The sequence below is a fragment of the Streptomyces bambusae genome (genome assembly GCF_019400985.1).
In the GTDB taxonomy this organism is placed as follows: domain Bacteria; phylum Actinomycetota; class Actinomycetes; order Streptomycetales; family Streptomycetaceae; genus Streptomyces; species Streptomyces bambusae_A.
This window is the reverse complement of record NZ_WTFF01000004.1, coordinates 60,582-80,788: the sequence shown is the minus strand read 5'-3', so window position 1 is coordinate 80,788 and position 20,207 is coordinate 60,582. Positions and strand designations below refer to the sequence as shown.

General features: G+C 75.1%; 16 protein-coding genes. 14 read left to right on the top strand and 2 right to left on the bottom strand.

The features are described from left to right. The 7 genes from GPJ59_RS38360 to GPJ59_RS01410 all read left to right on the top strand — a co-directional run. Positions 1–1,441 (top strand): AMP-binding protein (locus GPJ59_RS38360; protein ID WP_219664382.1); only part of this gene is annotated, 1,441 nt, incomplete at its 5' end. A 194-nt stretch (positions 1,442–1,635) separates the two neighbouring features. Continuing rightward, a complete protein-coding gene (vioC, locus tag GPJ59_RS01435) occupies positions 1,636–2,670 on the top strand; it encodes an arginine beta-hydroxylase, Fe(II)/alpha-ketoglutarate-dependent (RefSeq protein ID WP_219664380.1) in 1,035 nt (344 codons plus the stop codon). 7 nt (positions 2,671–2,677) lie between these two features. Continuing rightward, positions 2,678–3,427 (top strand): hypothetical protein, encoded by a 750-nt coding sequence (locus tag GPJ59_RS01430; protein WP_219664378.1) that lies wholly within the window; start codon positions 2,678–2,680, stop codon positions 3,425–3,427. A gap of 82 nt (positions 3,428–3,509) precedes the next feature. After that, a complete protein-coding gene (locus tag GPJ59_RS01425) occupies positions 3,510–5,543 on the top strand; it encodes an NAD-dependent epimerase/dehydratase family protein (protein ID WP_219664376.1) in 2,034 nt (677 codons plus the stop codon). Beyond that, positions 5,540–6,253, top strand: a complete 714-nt coding sequence (locus tag GPJ59_RS01420; protein ID WP_219664371.1) for a PIG-L deacetylase family protein — start codon at positions 5,540–5,542, stop codon at positions 6,251–6,253. The genes GPJ59_RS01425 and GPJ59_RS01420 overlap by 4 nt, the downstream gene beginning before the upstream one ends. Further along, positions 6,246–7,508: an ATP-grasp domain-containing protein gene (locus GPJ59_RS01415; protein ID WP_219664370.1), complete on the top strand. Its 1,263-nt coding sequence runs from the start codon at positions 6,246–6,248 to the stop codon at positions 7,506–7,508. The genes GPJ59_RS01420 and GPJ59_RS01415 overlap by 8 nt, the downstream gene beginning before the upstream one ends. 56 nt (positions 7,509–7,564) lie before the next feature. Next, positions 7,565–8,698, top strand: coding sequence for a glycosyltransferase (locus GPJ59_RS01410; RefSeq protein WP_258023679.1), 1,134 nt, complete (start codon positions 7,565–7,567; stop codon positions 8,696–8,698). On the opposite strand, the gene GPJ59_RS01405 is transcribed toward GPJ59_RS01410, so the two are convergent. Beyond that, the gene (locus GPJ59_RS01405) at positions 8,663–10,270 is read right to left on the bottom strand and encodes a CocE/NonD family hydrolase (RefSeq protein WP_258023678.1); all 1,608 of its coding nucleotides are present in this window, start codon (positions 10,268–10,270) and stop codon (positions 8,663–8,665) included. The two genes, GPJ59_RS01410 and GPJ59_RS01405, sit on opposite strands and share 36 nt — an antisense overlap. 70 nt (positions 10,271–10,340) lie before the next feature. Here GPJ59_RS01405 and GPJ59_RS01400 point away from each other — a divergent pair, with 70 nt between their 5' ends. Genes GPJ59_RS01400 through GPJ59_RS01385 form a run of 4 tightly spaced genes read left to right on the top strand, consistent with a single transcriptional unit; the run spans position 10,341 to position 14,569 of the window. After that, the gene (locus tag GPJ59_RS01400; protein WP_219664366.1) at positions 10,341–11,882 is read left to right on the top strand and encodes an amino acid adenylation domain-containing protein; all 1,542 of its coding nucleotides are present in this window, start codon (positions 10,341–10,343) and stop codon (positions 11,880–11,882) included. Positions 11,883–11,929: 47 nt separating this feature from the next. Next, entirely contained in the window at positions 11,930–12,907 is a 978-nt protein-coding gene (locus GPJ59_RS01395) for a macrolide 2'-phosphotransferase (protein ID WP_308120068.1), read from the top strand. Continuing rightward, positions 12,904–13,800, top strand: a complete 897-nt coding sequence (locus GPJ59_RS01390; protein WP_308120067.1) for an alpha/beta fold hydrolase — start codon at positions 12,904–12,906, stop codon at positions 13,798–13,800. Before GPJ59_RS01395 ends, GPJ59_RS01390 begins: the two co-directional genes overlap by 4 nt. Further along, positions 13,790–14,569 (top strand): nucleoside 2-deoxyribosyltransferase domain-containing protein, encoded by a 780-nt coding sequence (locus GPJ59_RS01385; RefSeq protein WP_308120066.1) that lies wholly within the window; start codon positions 13,790–13,792, stop codon positions 14,567–14,569. Before GPJ59_RS01390 ends, GPJ59_RS01385 begins: the two co-directional genes overlap by 11 nt. Here the strand turns inward: GPJ59_RS01385 and GPJ59_RS01380 are convergent. Continuing rightward, the gene (locus tag GPJ59_RS01380) at positions 14,545–15,117 is read right to left on the bottom strand and encodes a GNAT family N-acetyltransferase (protein WP_219664360.1); all 573 of its coding nucleotides are present in this window, start codon (positions 15,115–15,117) and stop codon (positions 14,545–14,547) included. The two genes, GPJ59_RS01385 and GPJ59_RS01380, sit on opposite strands and share 25 nt — an antisense overlap. A 233-nt stretch (positions 15,118–15,350) precedes the next feature. Here GPJ59_RS01380 and GPJ59_RS01375 point away from each other — a divergent pair, with 233 nt between their 5' ends. The 3 genes from GPJ59_RS01375 (at position 15,351) to GPJ59_RS01365 (ending at position 20,177) form a co-directional block, all read left to right on the top strand. Continuing rightward, positions 15,351–16,148: a VOC family protein gene (locus tag GPJ59_RS01375; protein ID WP_219664359.1), complete on the top strand. Its 798-nt coding sequence runs from the start codon at positions 15,351–15,353 to the stop codon at positions 16,146–16,148. 58 nt (positions 16,149–16,206) lie between these two features. Beyond that, on the top strand, positions 16,207–16,938 hold the full coding sequence (locus GPJ59_RS01370; protein WP_219664357.1) for a hypothetical protein: 732 nt from the start codon (positions 16,207–16,209) through the stop codon (positions 16,936–16,938). 155 nt (positions 16,939–17,093) lie between these two features. Continuing rightward, positions 17,094–20,177 carry an AfsR/SARP family transcriptional regulator gene (locus GPJ59_RS01365; protein WP_219664355.1) on the top strand — a complete coding sequence of 1,028 codons (3,084 nt, stop codon included), beginning with the start codon at positions 17,094–17,096 and terminating at the stop codon, positions 20,175–20,177. Positions 20,178–20,207 lie beyond the last annotated feature (30 nt).

Here is a 20,207-nt window from a genome sequence, read left to right as displayed (position 1 = left end):
GGCGCGGGCCGGCGGGTCCGACGTGGCGTACGTGCTGTTCACCTCCGGCTCCACCGGCCGGCCCAAGGGCACCGTCGTCGAGCGGGACGCACTGCGCCGGTTCGCGGCCGCGGTCGCCGCCCGGCTGGGGCTGACGTCGCGCGACCGCTGGCTGCAGGTGGCGTCCCTGGGCTTCGACGTGCTCATCGAGGAGGTCTTCCCGGCGTTCGCCGCCGGCGCGGCCGTGGTGTGCCGCGAGGACACCCGGGCCCTGGACGCCGAGGAGCTGCACATCAGCCTGGCCCGGAGCCGGACCACCGTGGTCGAACTCTCCACCCAGTACTGGCTGGAGTACGCCCGCTGGCTCGACGCCGGCGGCACGACCACGCCGGCGGAACTGCGCACGGTGGTGGTGGGCGGCGAGCGGATGGACCCGCGGCCCTACCGGGCGTGGCAGGCCCGGCAGCCGGCCGGCCTGGCCCACGTGTACGGACTCACCGAATGCACCGTCAGCTCCACCTTCTACACCGGACTGCTGCCGTCCGGCGCCGCGGAGGTGCCGCTCGGCACGCCCCTGCGCGACGTGGAGATCAGCATCCGGCGGGACGGCCGCCCGGTGCCGGACGGCGAGACCGGGGAGATCCACATCGGCGGTCCGCTGCTGGCCCGCGGCTTCCTCGACGACGAGGCCGCCACCGCCCGCCGCTTCGTGCCCGACCCCTGGGCCGCCGACCCCGGCGCACGCCTGTACGTCACGGGTGACCTGGGGCGGATCGACGCCGACGGACAGCTGGTCTTCCTCGGCCGGGTGGACGACCAGGTCAAGATCCGCGGGCACCGGCTGGAGCCGGCCCGGGTGGAGCGCGCCCTGTGCGAGGTGGCCGGGGTCGACCAGGCGGTGGTCTTCCCCGACCCGGAGACCGGCACCGTCCTGTGGGCGTTCACCGTGCCGGCCGAGCAGGCCGCCGCGCCGCTGCCCGGCGAGGCCGTACGGCTGACGGGCGCCGACCGGGACGCACTGGTGGCGCCGCTGGAGGCACAGCTGCCGGACTGGGCGGTGCCCCGGGTGCTGTACCGGGTGTCCGTCCTGCCGAAGAACCCGCACGGCAAGGTCGACAAGCGGCGGCTGGCCACGTGGGCGGCCGCCGCGGGCCGGACATCGGCCCAGGCCCAGGCCCCGGTGCCGTCGCCGTTGCCGCACGGCGCCGTGGAGCCCTCCCCGGGGGAGCCGCTGGACAGTGTGCTGGCCCTCTTCCGCGAGGTCCTGGGCGACCCGGGGCTCGGCCCCGACGACAACTTCTTCGACCACGGCGGCCAGTCGCTGCTCGCCATGCGCCTGTTGGCGCGGCTGCGCGAGTCCCATCCCGCCGCCGCCGGGCTGCGGGCGAGCGCCCTCTTCGCGTCCCCGACGCCCCGGCTGCTCGCGGAAGCGGTCGCCGAGCGCGCGACCGCCCGGCCCTGACCACCGCGTCGCGCAGCACCGCGCCGCGCATCGCCGCATCCGCACCACCGCGTCGCGCACCACCGCGCCTCGCGTCACCTGACCACCGTGCGGCGCACCACTGCGCCTCGCGTCACCGCACCACCCGAGGGCCCGCGCCCCGCTCCGGCCGTCCGCGGGCAGCAACCATCCCCGACCACTCAGCGAGAGTTGGCATGTCGAACCTCACCGACCAGTCCACGCCCAGCTACACCCTGACGGCCGACGAGGCCTCCGCCGTGGCGGAGCTCAGTCTCGAACTGGCCGCCTCCTACCCGTCCTTCGGCGACCCCGTCCTGCTGCGCGACCTGCCGCGGCTCGCGGCCCGGCTGCCCGAGGGCGTGCAGAACTTCCTGCGCGAGTTCAAGCTGGCCGACCGCCACGGCCACACCGTGATCCGCGGGCACGACTTCGACCAGCAGCGCATCGGCGCCACCCCCGCCCACTGGCGCGGCCGCGGCCGGCCCGGCCCGGAGTTCCCCGAGGAACTGCTGCTGATGCTGTACTCCGCCCTGCTCGGCGAGCCCTTCGGGTGGGCCACGCAGCAGGACGGCCACCTCGTGCACGACATCTTCCCGATCCAGGCGCACGAGCACGACCAGCTCGGGATGGGCAGCAAGGAGCTGCTGACCTGGCACACCGAGGACGCCTTCCACCCCTACCGCAGCGACTACCTGGTCCTCGGCGCGCTGCGCAACCCCGACCACGTACCCACGACGGTCGGTGAGCTGGACCTGTCCTCGCTGTCCGCCGAGGACATCGACATCCTCTTCGAGCCGCGTTTCCACATCGCCCCCGACGAGTCGCACCTGCCGAAGAACAACACGATCGCCTCCGAGGAGGAGGCGGCCCGGTTCGCCACCATCCAGCGGATGATCGACGAGCGGCCGCTCGGCCCGCTGCTCTACGGCTCGCGCCTGGACCCGTACATGCGCCTCGACCCGTACTTCACCTCCGTGCCGGAGGACGACACCGACGCCCGGCGGGCCTACGACGCGCTGTTCAAGGTGGTGGACGCCGGGATGCGGGAGGTCGTCGCGGACCAGGGCGACGTGCTGTTCATCGACAACCACCGCGCGGTGCACGGCCGGCTGCCGTTCCAGGCCCGCTACGACGGCACCGACCGCTGGCTGAAGCGGGTGTGCGTGACGTCCGACCTGCGGCGCTCCCGCGAGATGCGGGCCACGGCCGGCACCCGGCTGCTGGGCTGACCCGCCGGTGTCCCTGACCCTGACCGACCTGTCCCGGGACCCGTGGCTGCGGCCCGAGGTGGACGCCCTGATCGGCGCCAACATGCCCGCGTTCATGAGCTGGGAGTCCCCAGGGAACTGGCGCTGGCACGGCATGTACGACCGCTACCCCGCCCACCAGCTGTGCCTGGTGGACGGGGACGGGCGCCTGGTCGCGGCGGCCAACGGGCTGCCGGTCCGCTGGGACGGCCGTGCCGCGTCGCTGCCGTCCGGCAGTGACGAGGTCCTGGTGGAGGCCGTCGACCACGGCCCGCCGGACCGCGCGGACGCCGTGTGCATGCTGTCGGTGTCCGTCGATCCCGGTCACCGGGCGGCCGGACACGCCGAGCGGCTGCTGGCCGAGGTCCGGCGGCGGGCCGCCGAGGACGCGCCCCGCGGGGTGGTCATCCCGGTACGGCCCACCCGCAAGCCCCGCTACCCGCTGATCCCGATCGGCGAGTACGCCGCGTGGCGCCGGCCCGACGGGCGCTGCTTCGACCCGTGGCTGCGCACCCATCTGGAGCTGGGCGCCCGGCAACTGGGCATCGCGGACCGCTCCCTGGTGATCCGTCAGCCGGTCGCCCGCTGGGAGGAGTTCCTCGGTCACCCGCTGCCGGGCCCGGGCGAGCACCCCCTGCCCGGCGCCCTGGTGCCGCTGCGCGTCACCGAGGACGGCTACGGCACGTACGCCGAGCCCAACGTGTGGGTCCACCACCCCGCCGGACTCCCCACGCCGTGAACCGGAGCCGGGGCCGGGGCCGCGTGCCCGGCCCCGGCCCCGCCCCGCGCCATCCCCCTTTCGACGAACCCTGGAGTGAACCATGCCTCCCGTACGCCTCGCGATCGTCGGGTGCGGTGCCGCCGCCCGCGGCTGCCATCTGCCCGCCCTGCCCCCGCTCAAGGGCGACGTGCAGCTGACCGCGCTCATCGACCGTGACCCGCGCCAGGCCGAGGCCGCCCTCGCCCTCTACCGGGAACTGGGCGGCACCGACGCCGACCGGGTGGTGCTCGCCACCGATCCGGCCGAGGCCGCCGATGCGTTCGACGCCGCCGTGGTCGTGGCCCCGCACACCCTGCACGCGCCGATCGTGCAGGCGCTGCTGGCGGCCGGCAAGCACGTCCTGCTGGAGAAGCCGATGACCACCTCGGTCGCGGACGCCAAGGGCCTGGAGGCCGCCGCCGCGGCCGAGGGCGCGCCGGTGCTGGCCATGGCCCATCCGCGGCGGCTCTTCCCCGCCTACGCCTGGGTCAAGCGGCTCATCGACGGCGGCGAGCTCGGCGAGGTGGTGCGGGTCGACTGGTCGGAGGGCCACCCCTACGCCCACGAGCCGGTCTCCTGGTCGATGTTCGACCGGCGGCTCGCCGGCGGCGGTGTGCTCACCGACACCGCCTCCCACGTCTTCGACACCCTGCTGTGGTGGCTCGGTCCCGACGTGGAGGTGGTCCGCTACGAGGACAACTCCCTCGGCGGCGTGGAGACCGACGCCACCGCCCACCTGCGCTTCGGTGCCACCGACGTGCACTGCGACTTCAGCCGGCTGCGCGACCTCGGTATCAGCTGCACGGTCACCGGTACCCGGGCGACCGTCACGATCGGTACCGACTTCCCGGCCGGTGAGTGCACCCTGGTCACCGCGGACGGGGTGGAGCTGCACCGCGGCGACGTGGACGCCGTCGCCCCGGCCCAGGGCGAGTGGGAGCTGCTGTTCACCGAGCAGCTCGGCAACTTCGCCGCCGCCGTGCGCGGCGCCGCTCCCGTCCACTCCACCCCGCTGGACGGCGTACGCGTCGTCGAGCTGATCCAGGAGTGCTACGGCGGCCCCGCCCACGAGCGGTCCGCGCAGCCGTGGACCACGCGCGCCGGCGACGCCGCGGCCGGCGACGGCCCCGTGCTCGCCGGCCGCACCGTGGCGGTCACCGGCGCGAGCGGGTTCATCGGCGGCCGGCTCGTCGAGCGGCTGGTCCTCGGCACCGGGGCCCGGGTCCGGCCCGTGGTCCGCGGCTTCGGCCGGGCGGCGCGGCTGTCCGTCCTGCCGCAGGACCGGCTGGAGTTCCGCCAGGGCGACCTGCTGGACCCCGCCACGCTCCGCGCGGCGTTCGAGGGCTGCGACACCGTCGTCCACTGCGCGTTCGGCAGCTCGGGCGACGAGGCGGGCCGCTGGGCCGCCTCCGTCGAGGGCACCGCGAACGTGCTGGCCGCGGCGCGCGCCGCCGGGGTCCGCCGCGTGGTGCACCTGAGCACGATCGACGTCTACGACCCGGCCGTCACCGGCGCCCTGACCGAGGACTCCCCCGCCCGGCCGGCCGACCCCGCCGACCGCGAGTACGAGCAGCAGAAGCTCGCCGCGGAGCGGCTGGTCCTGGACGCGCACGGCGACGGCCTGGAGACGGTGGTGCTCCAGCCGGGCGTGGTGTACGGCCCGTGGGGCGGCCAGTGGACGACCGCGCAACTCCTGCGCGCCGAGGGCGACTTCGCGCAGCTTCCGGCGGGCGGCGACGGCGGCGTGTGCAACGCCGTGTACGTCGACGACCTGGCCGACGCCGTGCTCCGGGCCGTGGACACCGCGGCCGCCGCCGGCGAGCGGTTCCTCGTCGGCCACCCCGAGGAGCTGGGCTGGGGCGCCTTCTTCGACGCGGTCCGCGCGCTGCGCGGCCTGGGCGGTCCTTCGACGGTGCCCGCTGGGGAGCCGGTGGCGGACTGGGAGCTGGAGCTGTACCGCTCGACCGCCCGCGCCGGCTACGACAAGGCCCGCCGGGTCCTGGGCTTCACGGCGCGCACCCCGTTCGCCGAGGGTGTCGCGCTGACCGGGCAGTGGGCGCGCTGGGCCGGGGAGCTCCCGGGGGCCGGCGCATGACCGGGGTGACCGGGGTGACCGACGTCCTGGTGGTCGCGCCGCATCCCGACGACGACGTCATCGGCTGCGGCGGGTCCATCGCCAAGCACGTGCGGGACGGTGCCCGGGTGACGGTGGTCATCGTCATCGGCCGCGAGCGCAGCGCCCTGGACGACGCCGTCAGCGACGCCGAGTTCGCCGCCGAGACGGAGGCCGCCGCGAAGGCCCTGGGCGTGCACCGCTGCATCCGCTTCGAGGAGCCCTCGCGGGACTTCGCCCTGACCCGCCGGGTCCATCTGGACCTGGTCCGGGTCCTGCGCGAGGTACGGCCGCAGGTGGTGTACCTGCCGCACGACAACGACGACGACGTCGAGCACCGCATGGTGCACCAGCTCACCGTCGAGGCACTGTGGATGGCGCAGTCGGAGTTCTTCCAGGAGACGGGCGGCCGGCCGATGCCCGCGCCCCGGCTGGTGCTCGGCTACGAGGTGTGGGCGCCGATGGCGCGCTTCCAGTACGCCGAGGACATCGGCGGGCAGATCGAGACCAAGGTCGAGGCGATGCGCGCGTACGTGTCCCAGCTGCGGCACGCCGCCTGGGACGAGGGCATCCGCGGCCTGGCCCGCTACCGCGGCGCGGTCTCGGCGGGCTCGGGTCACGCGGAGGTGTTCCAGGTGCTGAGCCTGGGCGCCGCGCCCGCCGCCGGTCCGGCAGGAGGCGGCCGTGACTGACCGCCTGCTGGTCTGCGGACTCGGCTCCGGGATGGATCGTTCCCTGACCGAACTGCGTTCGGCCCGGCGCGAACTGGTGGTGGTCACCGACCAGCCGACCGACCGGGCCCGGGCGGCCGCGGACGTCCTGCTGGTGTGCGACCCGAACGACGCCGTGGCGGTGCTCGCGGAGCTGTCGGCGGCCGGCATCGACCGGATCGACGGCGTGTTCTCCCTGGGCGCCGACAACCCGCCGGTGATCAGCACGCTCGCGCGGCGCTTCGGCTGTCCGGGGCTGCCGCTGGAGACGGCCCTCGACTGCACGCTCAAGGACCGGCGCCTGCGGATCCTGCGCGCGGCCGGGCTCGACCTGCCCCGGTTCGCCACCGCCGAGAGCGTCGGCGAGGCGGTGCGGGCGGTCGCCGACATCGGCCTGCCGGCGGTCATCAAGCCCAGCGACCAGACCGGGTCGCTGGGCGTGCTGAAGGTGGAGTCGGCCGGGCAGGTGCGCCCGCTGGCCCAGGAGGCGCTGCGGCTCAGCCCCGGCGGGCGGATCGTGGTCGAGGAGTTCCTGGAGGGCACCGAGCACACCCTGGCGGCCTTCATGGTCGACGGCGAGCTGCACCGCTTCGGGTTCGCCGACCGGGAGTACGGGCGCAAGGAGGAGTTCGCCCCGCACTTCTTCGAGGGCGGCGACACCCTGCCCAGCCGGCTGACCGCCGAGCAGATCGAGGAGGTCACCGACACGGTGCGGCGCGGCGCGCGCGCCCTGCGCCTGGACCCGGCGGTGATCAACACCGACATCCTGCGCACGCACGACGGCCGGGTGATCCTGCTGGAGATCACCTGCCGGCTGACCGGTGCCCGGATCGCGACCGAGGTGATGCGGCTGGCGACGGGGGTGGACCCGTTGCCCAACGTGGTCCGGCTGGCCCTGGGCCGGCCCCTGGAGCCGGCCGAACTGGCGCCGCGGCACAGCAGGGCCGTGGTCCAGCGGTTCGTCCCGGCGGACGGCGGCGTGGTCGAGTGGGTCGGCGACCCGCGGGACGTCGCCCGCCGGACCGGGGTGCACGACGTCTTCTGGGGCCTGGACCTGAAGCCGGGCACCGTACTGCCGTCCTACCGCGGCGGCGCCGACGTACTGGCCGGGGTGATCGCCCACGCCGCGCTGCCGGCGGAGGCCGAGGCCATCGCCGAACGCACCCTGCGCGCCCTGCCCCTGCGGTTGAAGGCCCTGCGCGCCCTGCCCCTGCGGTTGAAGGCCGGGACCACGTGACCGCGCCCGCGCGGCGGGCACACCGTACGCACACGAGCTCGACGAGGAGGACTGACATGGCCACCGACCTGGTGGACGAGGCGGCGGTCGACAAGGGCATCGCCCGGACCAGCGTGGTGATCGCCCTGCGCGACGACCTGCGGATCGCCGACTGCATCGCGTCGATCGACGAGGACGTCGAGATCGTCCTGGCGCTCAACGGACCCAGCGACGCGGTGCTGAAACTGATCGCCGAGCACCCCCGCCCGCTGACCGTCACCGAGATCGAGGACGTCGGCAACCTGGGCGCCGCCTACAACGCGGGGGCCGCCGCCACGGACCGGCAGTACCTGCTGCTGATGGACTCCGACTGCACCTTCGCCCCCGGGGTGGTCCGCGCGATGGTCCGCGCGGTGCTCACCGAGCCGGTGGTCAAGGGGCAGGTGGTGTACGGGGAGTCGGACGGGGTCCTGAGCAAACTCACCGCCCGCGTACGGGAGTTCGACGAGGGCGACTACATCAGCGCACTGTCCCCGCCGCTGATCTACAACCGTGACATCGTCGAGCACATCGGCGGCTACCACTTCGACGAGCTGATCCACTGGTGCGAGGACCGCGAGTTCGACTTCCGGCTCCAGCTGGCGGGCATCCCCGTGGTGTACCTGCCGGAGGCCCGGATCTTCCACGACGCCCAGCACGGCTTCGCCAACATGCGCAGCTACTTCCGCTACGGCGTCGGCGAGGGCATCGCCCAGGAGACCGGGGTGTTCACCACTCCGGCGGTGCCGGTGGTGTGGCGGCTGTTCGAGGCGTCGCGGACGCTGGTGCACTGCGCCCGGGACAAGGGCGTGGGGGCGGCGGCCTACTACGCGCTGCTGAAGGCGGCGTTCCACACGGGCACGGCCCACCACCTGCTCAACGACCCGTACAAGGTGCGCGACCGCTACCCCGTCTCGGCCAAACGGGCGCGGATGGTGCGGTCGATCCCGCAGCACAGCACCAAGCTGACCGGCGCCCAGCTGCGCCGGCTGCGGCGGGCGCACTGGGAGGCGGGCCGGCGGATCGAGAAGGTGGCCGACCTGTCGGTCTTCCACCCGGACGCCGCCGGCCCGGCCACCCCTGCCACCTCTGCCACCTCTGCCGCCTCTGCCGCCTCTGCCGCCTCTGCCGCCCCGTCAGCCGCCGGACAGGCGCGGCAGCAGCAGGCGTGAGGGATGGTCGCCGCCGTGGTGGACGGTGTGGTGCGCGAGGACGGGCGGGTGGACGTCGAAGCGCGGCGCGTTGCTCGCCGCAACCTCCACCCGGATGCGGTGGCCCACGCGGAACACGTGGCCGACCGCGCCCAGCGCGACGGCGACCTCGACCGGCTCGCCGGGGGCGGACGGCATGTCCGCCCCCGGCGCCAGCCGGCGCACGCCGTCGCACAGCAGCTCGGCCCGGCCGTCGGGGTACACGTCGACGAGCTTGCCCGTCACGTCGGCGCCCGCGGCGTCCGGGGTCACGTACACCGTCAGGGCGGTGTCGCCGACGACGGTCAGCGGCGCCGTGAGCGGCTCGCCGGTGAAGCACAGCACGTCGGCGCGCCGTTCGACCTCGCGCTGGTCCAGCGGACCGCAGTCGCCGCCGGTGAACTGGCCGGGCAGGGCGGTGGCGCCGCCGGTCGTGGGCACGGGGTCGGCCGGGTCGTGGCGGAGCCGGTCGGCGCCGGGGGCGCGCGGGGCGGGGCCGGGCGTCAGGCGGCGGCCGTCCAGGTGCAGGACGAGGTCCTCGGCGGCGGGGACGGGCCAGTCGGGGAAGGAGCGCCATGCGTCGGCCCCGGTGAGGAAGAGCCGTACCGGATCGGTGTCCGGGGCGGTGTCCGGGGCGGTGTCCGGGTCGCCGGCGCGGCGCCGCAGATACCGGTCGAAATGGTCGAGGTGGAGACCGGTGACATCGATACTGCGTTCATCGGCGGCCAGCCCGTAACGGCGCTGCGGGAATATCCCACCGGTGACGCAATGGGACCACGGACCGACCACCAGGCGCGACGGGGTCCCGCATGCGCGAATTCCCCGGTAATTCTCCAGGGCGCCGGCGAGGAAAATGTCGTACCAGCCGGTGAGGTGGAGCACGGGGACCTCGATCCGCGGATACGACTCCCGCGGTGCGGCGCGCCGCCAGTACGGGTGGCCGCCCGGGTGCTCGCGCCACTGCCGGTAGTACGGGGCCAGCCGGTCCAGCAGGTCCGCGGCGGAGTCCGGGTCGCGGTAGAGGTCGTCGATCCGGTCGACGGCACGGGCCACCTCGTCCAGGTCGGACCCGGTCAGCCCGGCCCCCTCCAGCAGCAGGTCGTAGAGCACCCAGTACAGGACGAAGCCCAGCTGGAAGGCGCCGCCCTGGCGGGTCCAGCCCTCGTCGAAGCCCGATCCCGCCACGTGCGGGGCGATCGCGCCCAGGCCTGGCGGGCGTTCGGCCGCGGCGAGCAGGGCGGCCATCGCCTCGTACGAGCGGCCGAACATGCCGGCCGAGCCGTCGCACCACGGCTGCTGCACCGCCCAGGCGACCGTGTCCGCGCCGTCCGCCGCCTCGTGCCAGTACGGCTCGAAGGCGCCGTCGGAACCGAACCGGCCGCGCACGTCCTGCACCAGCAGGGCGTACCCGGAGCGGACGAGTCGCAGGCCGTCGACGGAGGCGCCGCCCGGGCTGCCGGATTTCCCGTAGGGCGTCCGGCGCACCAGTACCGGCACCGGATTGCCGGTATCCGGCCGGTAGAGATCGGCACTCAATAAGGCGCCATCGCGCATGGGTATTTTCAGATCGTGTTCCACAACAATACGCACCCGCCCATATTCCATCAGGACGAGGAAATTCACAATGCAGTCCTCCGGAATCCATTTCCTGGAACCGTTCTTCGAGACGGCGCGTACGGATCCGGCCCGCCCGGCCGTGGTCGACAACGGCCTCGTGGTCGGCTACGGCACCCTCGCCGCCTGGGTGTCGGAGGTGGCCGCTGCGGTCGCGCCGCGCACGGAGCGGCCCCAGCCGCCGGTCGGGGTCGTCGTGCACCACTCGGCCCGTGACGTCGCCGCGCTCATGGGCGTACTCGCGGCGGGGCGCGCGTACGTCCCCCTGGAGGCCGGTCACCCCGAGGCCCGGCTGAAGACGGTGCTGACCCGGCTCGGTGTCCGCGAGGCCGTGGCGACCGCGGACACCGGATGGCAGCCGGCGGTCGCGCGGGTGATCCGCCCGCGCTGGACGACCGCGCCCGCGGCGCCCCCCGCGGCCGCGGCGCTCCCGGACCGCGGGGTACGGCCCGAGGACCCGGCGTACGTGCTGTTCACCTCGGGCTCCACCGGCGAGCCCAAGGGGGTCGTGGTGCCGCACCGGGCCCTGGCCGCCGTGGTGCCGCCGCTGCGCACCCTGTACGGCATCGGCCCGGACGCCACCGTGCTGCACTTCCACGGCGCCGGCGGCGACACGAGCCTGGAGGAGATCCTGCCGGCCCTGACCGGAGGCGCCACCCTCGTCGTGGACGACGCGGCGCGCGAGGGGTTCGCCCAGGTCGCCGAGGAGCAGGAGGTCACCGTCGCGGTGCTGCCCACCGGCTTCTGGCACAGTCTGGCCGGCGACCTGCTGCGGCAGGGCGCCGGACTCCCGCCGTCCCTGCGCACGGTCGTGATCGGCGGCGAGGCGGTGCGCGCCGACATGCTGGAGCGCTGGCGGCGGCTCGGCACCGACGGGGTGCGGCTGCTCAACACGTACGGGTCCACCGAGACGGCGCTGGTCACCCATGCCGTGCAGCTGGCCGGGCCGGGTGCGCCCGAACTGCCGGAGACCGGCGGCGACCTGCCCATCGGGCTGCCGCTGCCGCACGTCGGCCAGCGCGTCGAGGGCACGGGTGAGGCCACGGGTGACGGCACCGGTGAGCTGTACGTGTCCGGGCCCGGGCTGGCCCTGGGCTACCACGGCGCCCCGGAGGCGACGGCGGCCAGGTTCACCGAGGACGGGGGAAGGCGCTGGTACCGCACCGGGGACCTGGTCTCCGTGGCGCCCGGGGGCGCCCTGGTGTTCCGGGGCCGCTCCGACCACCAGGTCAAGATCCGCGGCCACCGGGTGGACCTGGTCGAGGTGGAGGGCCTGGTCGGCAGCTGCGCGGGGGTGCTGGAGGTGGCGGCGGCCCGGGTGGACCGGGCGGAACACAGCACGCTGGCCGCCTTCTTCGTACCACTGACGGGTCACGACCCCGGCGAGGTGGCGGCGGGCGTGCGCGCCCGGCTGGAGGCGACGGCGGCCCCGCAGCTGGTGCCCAGCCTGCTGGTGCCGGTCGCGGAGCTGGCCCGCACCCACACCGGCAAGGTGGACCGCAACGCCACCCGGGACCGGTACCTGGCCACGACCATCGGGGCGGGCCGATGAGCGCCGGGGCGGGTGCCGGTGCCGAAGCCGTGGCAGGTGCCGGTGCCGTGCCGGACGTCGGTGCCCTCGCCCCGCCGGGTGCCGGTGCCGAAGCCGTGGCGGGGGCCGGTGCCCCCGCCGGTCCCGTCGGCCTCGCCGCGTACGCCTCGCGGCGGCTGGGCGTGGTCCTCGACCCGGCGACCGCCCGCGCCGACGAGAGCGGCTGGGACTTCCGGGTCACGCACGTCCGGGACACGGACGGCACCTGGTGGATCCTGCGGCAGCCGCGCCGGCCGGAGGCCTCCGGTCAACTGGTCCTCGAAGGCGCGGTGCTGGCCGCCGTACGCGACCGGATGCCCGTGCCGGTGCCCCACTGGCGCCTGGACACCCCGGACCTGGTCGCCTACCCCCGCCTGGCCGGTGAGCCGGCGGGCACCGAGGACCCCGACACCCTGGTGTACGGCTGGTCCATGGACCCGCTGGCCCACGCCGGCCACTACCTGGAGCCCCTCGCCCGGGCCCTGGTCGCGGTGCACACGACCCCGCTGGGCGGCTCCCCCGCACTGGCGGGCCGGGCGCAGTCGGACCCCGGCGCCGTACGCGCGCGGATCGCGGGCCGGCTCGCCCGGGCCCGCGCCGAACTCCCGCTCCCCGCCGCCGGGTTGCACCGCTGGCAGACCTGGCTGGACGACGACCGGCTGTGGCCCGGCCGGCTGGGGCTCATCCACGGCGACGTGCACCCCGGGCACACCCTCGTGGTGCGCCCGCGGTCCGGTCCGCCGGTCCTGTCCGGCCTGCTGGACTGGGCGAACGCCGATGTCGGCGATCCCGCCGCCGACTTCGTCGACATGCTGTACGCCGGCGGCCCCGCCGTCCTCGACGGGCTCCTCGACGCCTACCGGGCGGCGGGCGGCGAGGTACGCGACGGCATGCGGGCGCACATCCTGGCCCGCGCCTCCTTCCTGTGGGTGCACGTGGCGCTGCGGGGCCTGGACACCGGTCGCCCCGCATGGGTGCGGACGGCGCTGCGCAGGATGGCGCCGTGAGCGGCCCGGGCACCGGCCCGGAGCCGGGTCCGGCGCACGCGGCGCGCTCCGCCCGGACGACGGGACGCACGCCCGGCGGGACGGCGTACACCCTGCACGGGACCGGGGGACAGCCGGTGGTGCTGGTCGCGGGTGCGGGCGGCACCGGACGGATCTGGGAGCACCACCAGGTGCCCGCGCTGACCGCGGCGGGCCGACGGGTGGTCACCTTCGACCACGGCCCTGCGCCGGCCGGATCGGCGGCTTGCGGACCGGCGCCGACGGGAGCCGCGGAACTCGCCGCCGTGCTGGCGGAGTTGCTGACGACGCTCGAACTGCCGCCCTGCCCCCTGGTCGGCCACTCCCTCGGCGCCCTCGCCGTCCAGGAGCTGCTCCTGACCGATCCGCACCGGGCGAGCGGGGCGCTGCTCACGGCGACCCGCGGCCGGTCCGACGCGGTGGGCGAGGCCCTGGCGCGCGCCGAGGCCGCCGCTGCCGGAGCGGGTACCAGGCTGCCACCGGAGTACGAGGCCTTCGTCCGCCTGGTGCAGAACCTCTCGCCCCGGACGCTGGCCGACGAGGGCGCGGCCGCGGAATGGCTCGACTTGTTCGAAATGGCCGCGCTGACCGGCGGGTCCGCCGCGTACCGGCCGGGTCCGCCGGTACCCGACCGGCTGGCCGACTACGGCCGGATCGCCGTGCCCGTACTGGTCGTGGGATTCGCCGACGACGTGCTGGCGCCCGCCCCGCTGAGCCGGGAGGTCGCCGCGGCGATCCCCGGCGCCCGCTACGCGGAGCTGCCGGACACCGGCCACCTCGGGTTCCTGGAACGGCCCGAGGCCTTCAACACCGTCCTGCTGGACTTCCTCGCCACCCTGGCCCCGACCGACCCCGGAGTGTCCCGTGTCCCTTGAGTCCCAGCCCGCCATCGCCTCCGAGGCCAAGGCCGACGTCGAGGCCGAGGTCGAGGTCGTCCATGTCGGCCAGGAGCCGCCGGAGTCCTGGGCGGCGGCCGTGTACCTGTGCGGCCCGACCCCCACCGACCCCGCCGAGCCGTCGTGGCGGCCGGACGCCGTCGCCGCGCTGCGGTCCGCGTGGTCCGGTGCCGGGCGGCTGGTGGTGTTCCTGCCCGAACCGGTATCCGGCGGCGGCTACCCGGCGTACGCGGACCAGATCGCGTGGGAGGAGGACGCCATGCGCCGCTCCGACGTGATCCTGTTCTGGATCCCGCGCGACATGGCCCGGCTGCCGGGCCTGGTGTCCAACATCAAGTGGGGCTCGTGGTGCGACTCGGGCCGCGCCGTGCTCGGGGCGCCGCCGGAGGCCGAACGCATGGCGTACCTGCTCCACTTCGCCGACGCCCTGGGGGTGCCGGTGGAGCGGACGCTGACGGGTGCGGCCGGGGCCGCCCTGCGCGCGGTCGGACCGGGCTCCGTGCGCAGCGGCGGCGAGCGGGCGGTGCCCCTGACGGTCTGGCGGACCGAGCCCTTCCGGACCTGGTACGCCGCATGCCGGGAGGTCGGGAACCAGCTGCTGGACGCACGCGTGGAGTGGTACGCGCCGGCCGCGGGGCCGGACGGGGCCGCCGCCTGGCTGCTGACCGTCACGGTCGCGCCGGGCGGTGGCGGCGGCCCCGCCACGGGCCGTCTGCTGGCGGCTCAGGGGCAGGGCATGCTCATGTAGAGCGCGTGCTCGCCCTCGGATTCGGTGCCCTGGTAGAGGGCGGTGTCCAGCCCGCAGAAGGCGAAGCCCAGCCGCCGGTAGGCGTGGATGGCCGGGGCGTTGACGTTGGTCACTTCCAACCAGATGTGCCCGGCGCCCCGCTCGCGGGCGAAGTCCACGGCGTGCCCCATCAGCGAGCGGCCGACGCCCCGGCCCCGGTGGCCGGGGGCGACCTCGATGTCCTCGATGGTCAGCCGGCGGTTCCACGGGGAGTAGGAGACGGCGGCGAAGCCGGCGAGCCCGCCGTCGGCGCCGACGGCCACGAACGTACGGCTGTCGGCGTCGTCCTCGCCGTCGGGGTCGTCGCCGTCGTCGTCTGCGTCGTCCTCGGGGAACACCTTGACCAGCGGCGGGTCCACCGGGACCTCGCGGAGGGCGAAGCCGTCGTCGGTCACGGCCACTTCGAAGACGGTGCTGGTGGTGAAGGACCCGTCGAGGGCCTCGATGGCCCCGGTGTCCTCGGGGCGGGCGGTGCGGAACTCGTACGTCGTGCCATGGGTCGTGGTCATGGCCCGAGGCTATGACCGGCCTGCCCGGGTGAGGGCGGGTTTCGGCCGAATGGGGTGCGGGCGGTCGAAAACCCCGGTGACCGGCCTGCCCGGCGGGCTGTGCCGCGGGGGACCGCCCCGTCCACCGGGCGGTGGCGCGCCCGCGCGGCGGAAGGGCGGGTGTCGGTGCCCCGTGCCAGGCTGAGCTCGTACGAGGTCCACGAAGAGGTCTACGAAAGGGCAAGGGCACCTCCATGATCACCACCGACTTCGTCCCCGGCTCCCCCTGCTGGCTCGACCTCGGCGCTCCCGACGTCCGGGCCGCCGCGGACTTCTACGGCGCCGTGCTCGGGTGGGAGTACGAGCCCATGGGCGACGGGGAGGAGGTGGAGGGCGGGATGTTCCGGAAGGACGGCAAGATCGTCGCCGGGCTCGGAAAGCTCACCGAGGAGGGCGCCCGTTCGGCCTGGATGATCTACTACAGCGTCGCCGACGCGGACGCCACGACCCGGGCCGTCGAAAGCGCCGGCGGCACGGTGCGGGTCGCGCCGCGCGACCTCGACGAGTGGGGCCGGATGGCGCAGTTCAGCGACCCGCTGGGGGGCCAGTTCGCCGTCTGGCAGCCGGGCACGAACACGGGGGTCGAGCTCGTGGACGCGCCGGGCTCCCTGTCCTGGACCGAGCTGTACACGAGCGACGCCGCGGCCGCCAAGGAGTTCTACGGCGGGGTCTTCGGCTGGCAGTTCAGTGAGATGGCGATGCCGGGCGGCGGGGGCGCGTACACCCTCATCACCCCCGCGGGGCTGCCCGAGGCGCGGATGCACGGCGGTCTCATGCAGCTGCCCGTGGAGCAGCTCGCCCTGGCCGGCGGGCGGCCGTACTGGCACCCGGTCTTCGCCGTCCCGGACTGCGACGCCGCGGTCGCCGCGGTCACGGCGAACGGCGGCACCGTGCAGATGGGGCCGCAGGACGCCGAGGGCGTCGGCCGGCTGGCGGTCTGCCTCGACCCGTCGAAGGCGGACTTCGTCGTCCTGACCCCGACGCAGAGCTGAGCTCACTCCCGGGCCTGCGTAGGCTCTCCTCCGAAGCCCCTGTGAGCGAGGAGGACCTGTGGATCCCGTCGGCGAAGGCCTGCAGCAGCTGGACGCTGTCAGCGTCGACAACGCGAAGACGACCCTCGTCCAGCTCCTCGCCCGGGCGGGGGTCTACGCCGGTGACGCGGAGGAGCTGATCGAGCTCGTCGAGGCCGGCGCGCTCGCCGCCGCACACGCGGCGATCCGCGGGAGCGGAGTGGGCGCCCCCGCGGAGCAGGGCGGACTCTACGCGTCCGGCTGGCTCGACGGCGCCCGCGCCGTCAGCGACGAGCTCGGCGGCATCGCCGAGCGGGCCCTTCAGGACGCGCTCGGCGCCGACCGGTCGGAAGGCTCCCTGGATCCCCGTTCCCCCGTCGGACGGATGGAGCTGGAACGGGTGAAGGTGGCCGTGCTGCCGCTCTACCTGTCGTTCACCACGGTCTCCGACCTCGATCCCGAGGTGTCCGAGCAGGTGCTCCGCACCGTTCTGCGCACGATGAGCCCCCGGCAGCGCGCCGGATACCCGGGACGGCTGTCGCAGTTCGCCTCGGCCCACCGCGCACGCCTGGAGCGGCTGTACGCGGAGTACGGCCCCGGCAGCGCCATCGCGATCCACGGCCGCTACGGCCTGCTCCACTCCCCCACCAGCATCGCCGTGCTGGAACGCATCATCACGTCGTCGCCGGCGCTGCGCGACGAGTGGGACGCCGCCGAACTGCCGCCCGCCTGGCTCGACGGGCTGGAAACGGCCTGGGGCTCGCCCGCCTGACCCGAAGCCACCCCGCACCACCACGCCGCCACGCCGCACCGCCACCCCGCACCGCCCCGACGGCCGGCCCGCCATAGTCGCTTGACGCACCCGCCGCGCCCGGCGGAAAGTAGGGTGATCTTGCCGGCGGGGCGCGGTCGGCCATGGGGGATGCGGTGGGTGAACGGCTCGGCTTCGGAGTTCTCGGCCCGCTCCTGGTCACCGTGGGAGGGCGGACGGTCCCGCTGGGCGGCGCCCGGCAGCGGACGGTACTGGCCCTGCTGCTCCTGAGCCCGGGGCACGTCGTGCCGGTCGACGTCTTGGTGCACGCCGTGTGGGACGACCGGCCGCCGGCCACCGCGCGCACCCAGATCGCCATCGTCGTCGCGGCCCTGCGCAAGGCCTTGAAGGCCGCAGGCGTGGCGGAAGAGGTCATCGCCACCGCGCACCCCGGCTACCTGCTGCGGGTCGACGGGCACCGGCTGGACAGCCTCGCCTTCACCCGGCTGGTCGCCGAGGCGGAGGCCGCGGTCCGGGACCGGCGGCCCGCCGATGCGGCACGCTGCTACGCCGAGGCGCTCGCGCTGTGGCGCGGGCCCGCGCTGGCCGGGGTCGGCGGACGGCGGGTCGAGGACGAGGCGACGCGCTGGGAAGAGGTCCGCATCCAGGTCCGCGAGGCCCTGACGGATGTGCAACTGGAGCTCGGCCGCCACCAGTTGCTGCTGCCCGAGCTGGCCGCCGCCGTGCGCGAGCACCCGCTGCGCGAGCGGACCCGTTACCACCTCATCCTGGCCCAGTACCGCTCCGGGCGGCGCGCCGAGGCGCTGGAGGGCTTCCGCGAGGCCCGGCGCCGGTTCATCGACGAGCTCGGCATGGAGCCGGGCCCCGGACTCCAGGAGCTCCACGACGCGATCCTGCGCGACGAGCCCGCGCTGAGCCCGGGAGTGCCGGACGCCGCCCCCGTCACGGAGGCGGAGGAGGAATCCGTGGCCCCGGCCGGTCCGGGGCGGCGCGGCCGGGCAGCCGTTCCCTCCGAACTGCCGCCCGACGTACCGGGGTTCGCCGGCCGCGCCGAGGAACTCGGCGCTCTCGACGCCCTGCTGGGCGGCCGCGCCGACGGCACGCGGGCACCCACCGTCGGGCTGGTCACGGGCGTGGCGGGCGTGGGCAAGACCGGTCTCGCCGTGCGCTGGGCGCACCGGGCCTCCGGGCACTACCCGGACGGCCGGCTCTTCGCCGACCTGCGCGGATACGACGCGAATCACGCCCCGACCGCCGCCGGCGAGATCCTCGGCCGCTTCCTGCGCTCCCTCGGCATGGCCAGCGAGGACGTACCCGACGGGCTGGAGGACCGGATCGCCGCGTACCGCAGCGTGCTGGCCGACCGCCGGGTGCTGCTCGTGCTCGACAACGTCCGCACGCCGGAGCAGATCCGGCCGCTGCTGCCGGGCAGCGGCGGCTGCACCGTGCTGGTCACCAGCCGCGAGCAGCTGGAGCAGCTGGTCACCTGGCCGGCGTCCGCGCGGATCCACCTCGGGCTGCTGCCCGAGGACCGCTCCCTGGAGCTGCTCGCCGGGATCGTCGGCGAGGCGCGGATCCTCGGTGCGCCCGCCGAGTCGGCGCGGCTGGTCGAGCTGTGCGACCGGCTGCCGCTCGCGCTGCGGATCGCGGGCGCCCGGCTGGCCTCCAGACCGCACTGGTCGGTCCGCCACCTCGTCGCCCGGCTCGGCGACGAGCGGCGCCGGCTGGACGAGCTGAGCCAGGGCGAGTTGCAGGTCCGGGCGAGCTTCGCGCTGAGCTACCGCTGCCTGGACCCGGACGCGGCCCGCCTGCACCGCCTCCTCGGGCTGCTCGCCGTACCGGACTTCACGGCGTGGGTCGCTGCGGAACTGATGGACATCGGCGTACTGGAGGCGGAGCGGCTCGTCGAGCAGCTGGTGGACGCGCAGTTCCTGGAGGTCGTCGGGGCGGACGCCACCGGGCAGCTGCGCTACCGCTTCCACGACCTGATGCGGCTGTACGCGGGCGAGCTGGCGCGGGCCGAGGAGTCCGAGGCGGACCGGCTGGCCGCCTGCGACCGGGTGTTCCGGGCCTGGCTGACCCTCGCCGAGCTGGCGTACCGGCGCGAGGTCGGCGGGGACTACGACATCGTGCACGGCGACGTACCGCGCCGGAGCATCGACCCCGCCCTGGCGGAGGAGCTGCTGGCGGACCCCGGGGAATGGTTCGAGGCCGAACGGCTCTGCCTGATCGCGGTCGTGGAGCAGTCGGCCCGGGCGGGCGCGCACGATCTGGCCTGGGACCTGGTGATGTGCATGCGGGTGCTGTTCCAGTCGCGCAACTACGTGGAGGACTGGCGCAGCTGCAGCGAGCACGCCCTCGCGGCGGCCCGCGCCGCCGGCAACCTCCGTGGGCAGGCGGCCATGTACGAGCAGCTGGGCGCGGTCGCGCTGCGGCTGCGCAACGTGCCCGAGGCGGTCGAGAAGGGTGAGACGGCCCTCGGTCTCTATGCCCGGGCACAGGACGCGCACGGCAGGGCGATCGTCCTGAACAACCTCGGGCTCGTCGACCGGATCCGCGGCGACGTGGAGCAGGGTGCGCGGCGGCTGCGGGAGGCGCTGCGGCTGTCCCGCGAGGTGGGTGACATCTCGTTGGAGTCGTACGCCCTGCAGAGCCTCGCCCAGTGCGCACTCGACGAGGGCCGGCCGCAGGAGGGCCTGGAGCTGAGCCGGGAAGCCGTACGGATCCGCGAGGCCCTCAGTTTCGACGGGCGCGGTACGGCGCTGGCCACGCACAGGCTGGCGTCCGCCTACCTCGCGCTGGGGCGGCTGGAGGAGGCGGAGGAGGCCTTCGCAGCGGTCGTGCGGATCGTCGAGGAGAACTCCGACCTGCTCGGCCTCGCCCACGCGCTGCTGGGGCTCGCCGAGACCAGGCATGCGGCCGGAGCGGCCGAGGCGGCCGAACGGACGTACCTGGAGGCGCTGGACCTCGCCCAGCGTCAGCACGGCACGCTCATCGAGGGGCAGGTCCGCTTCGGGCTGGGCCGGCTCCACCAGGAGAACGGCCGCCCCCGCGAGGGCCGCGTCCACCTGACCGCCGCACTCGGCGTGTTCCGGCTGGTCGGCTCACCGCCGTGGGAGGCGAAGGCGACCCGCGCGCTGGCCCGGCCGGACCCGGCACCGGACCCCGACCCGGACCCGGACCCGGAGCCGGACCAGCGGTATCGGACACCGCCTAACGAAGCGATATCCGGCCGATAGGACCGGTACCTAGCGTCGTCGCGGACGAGA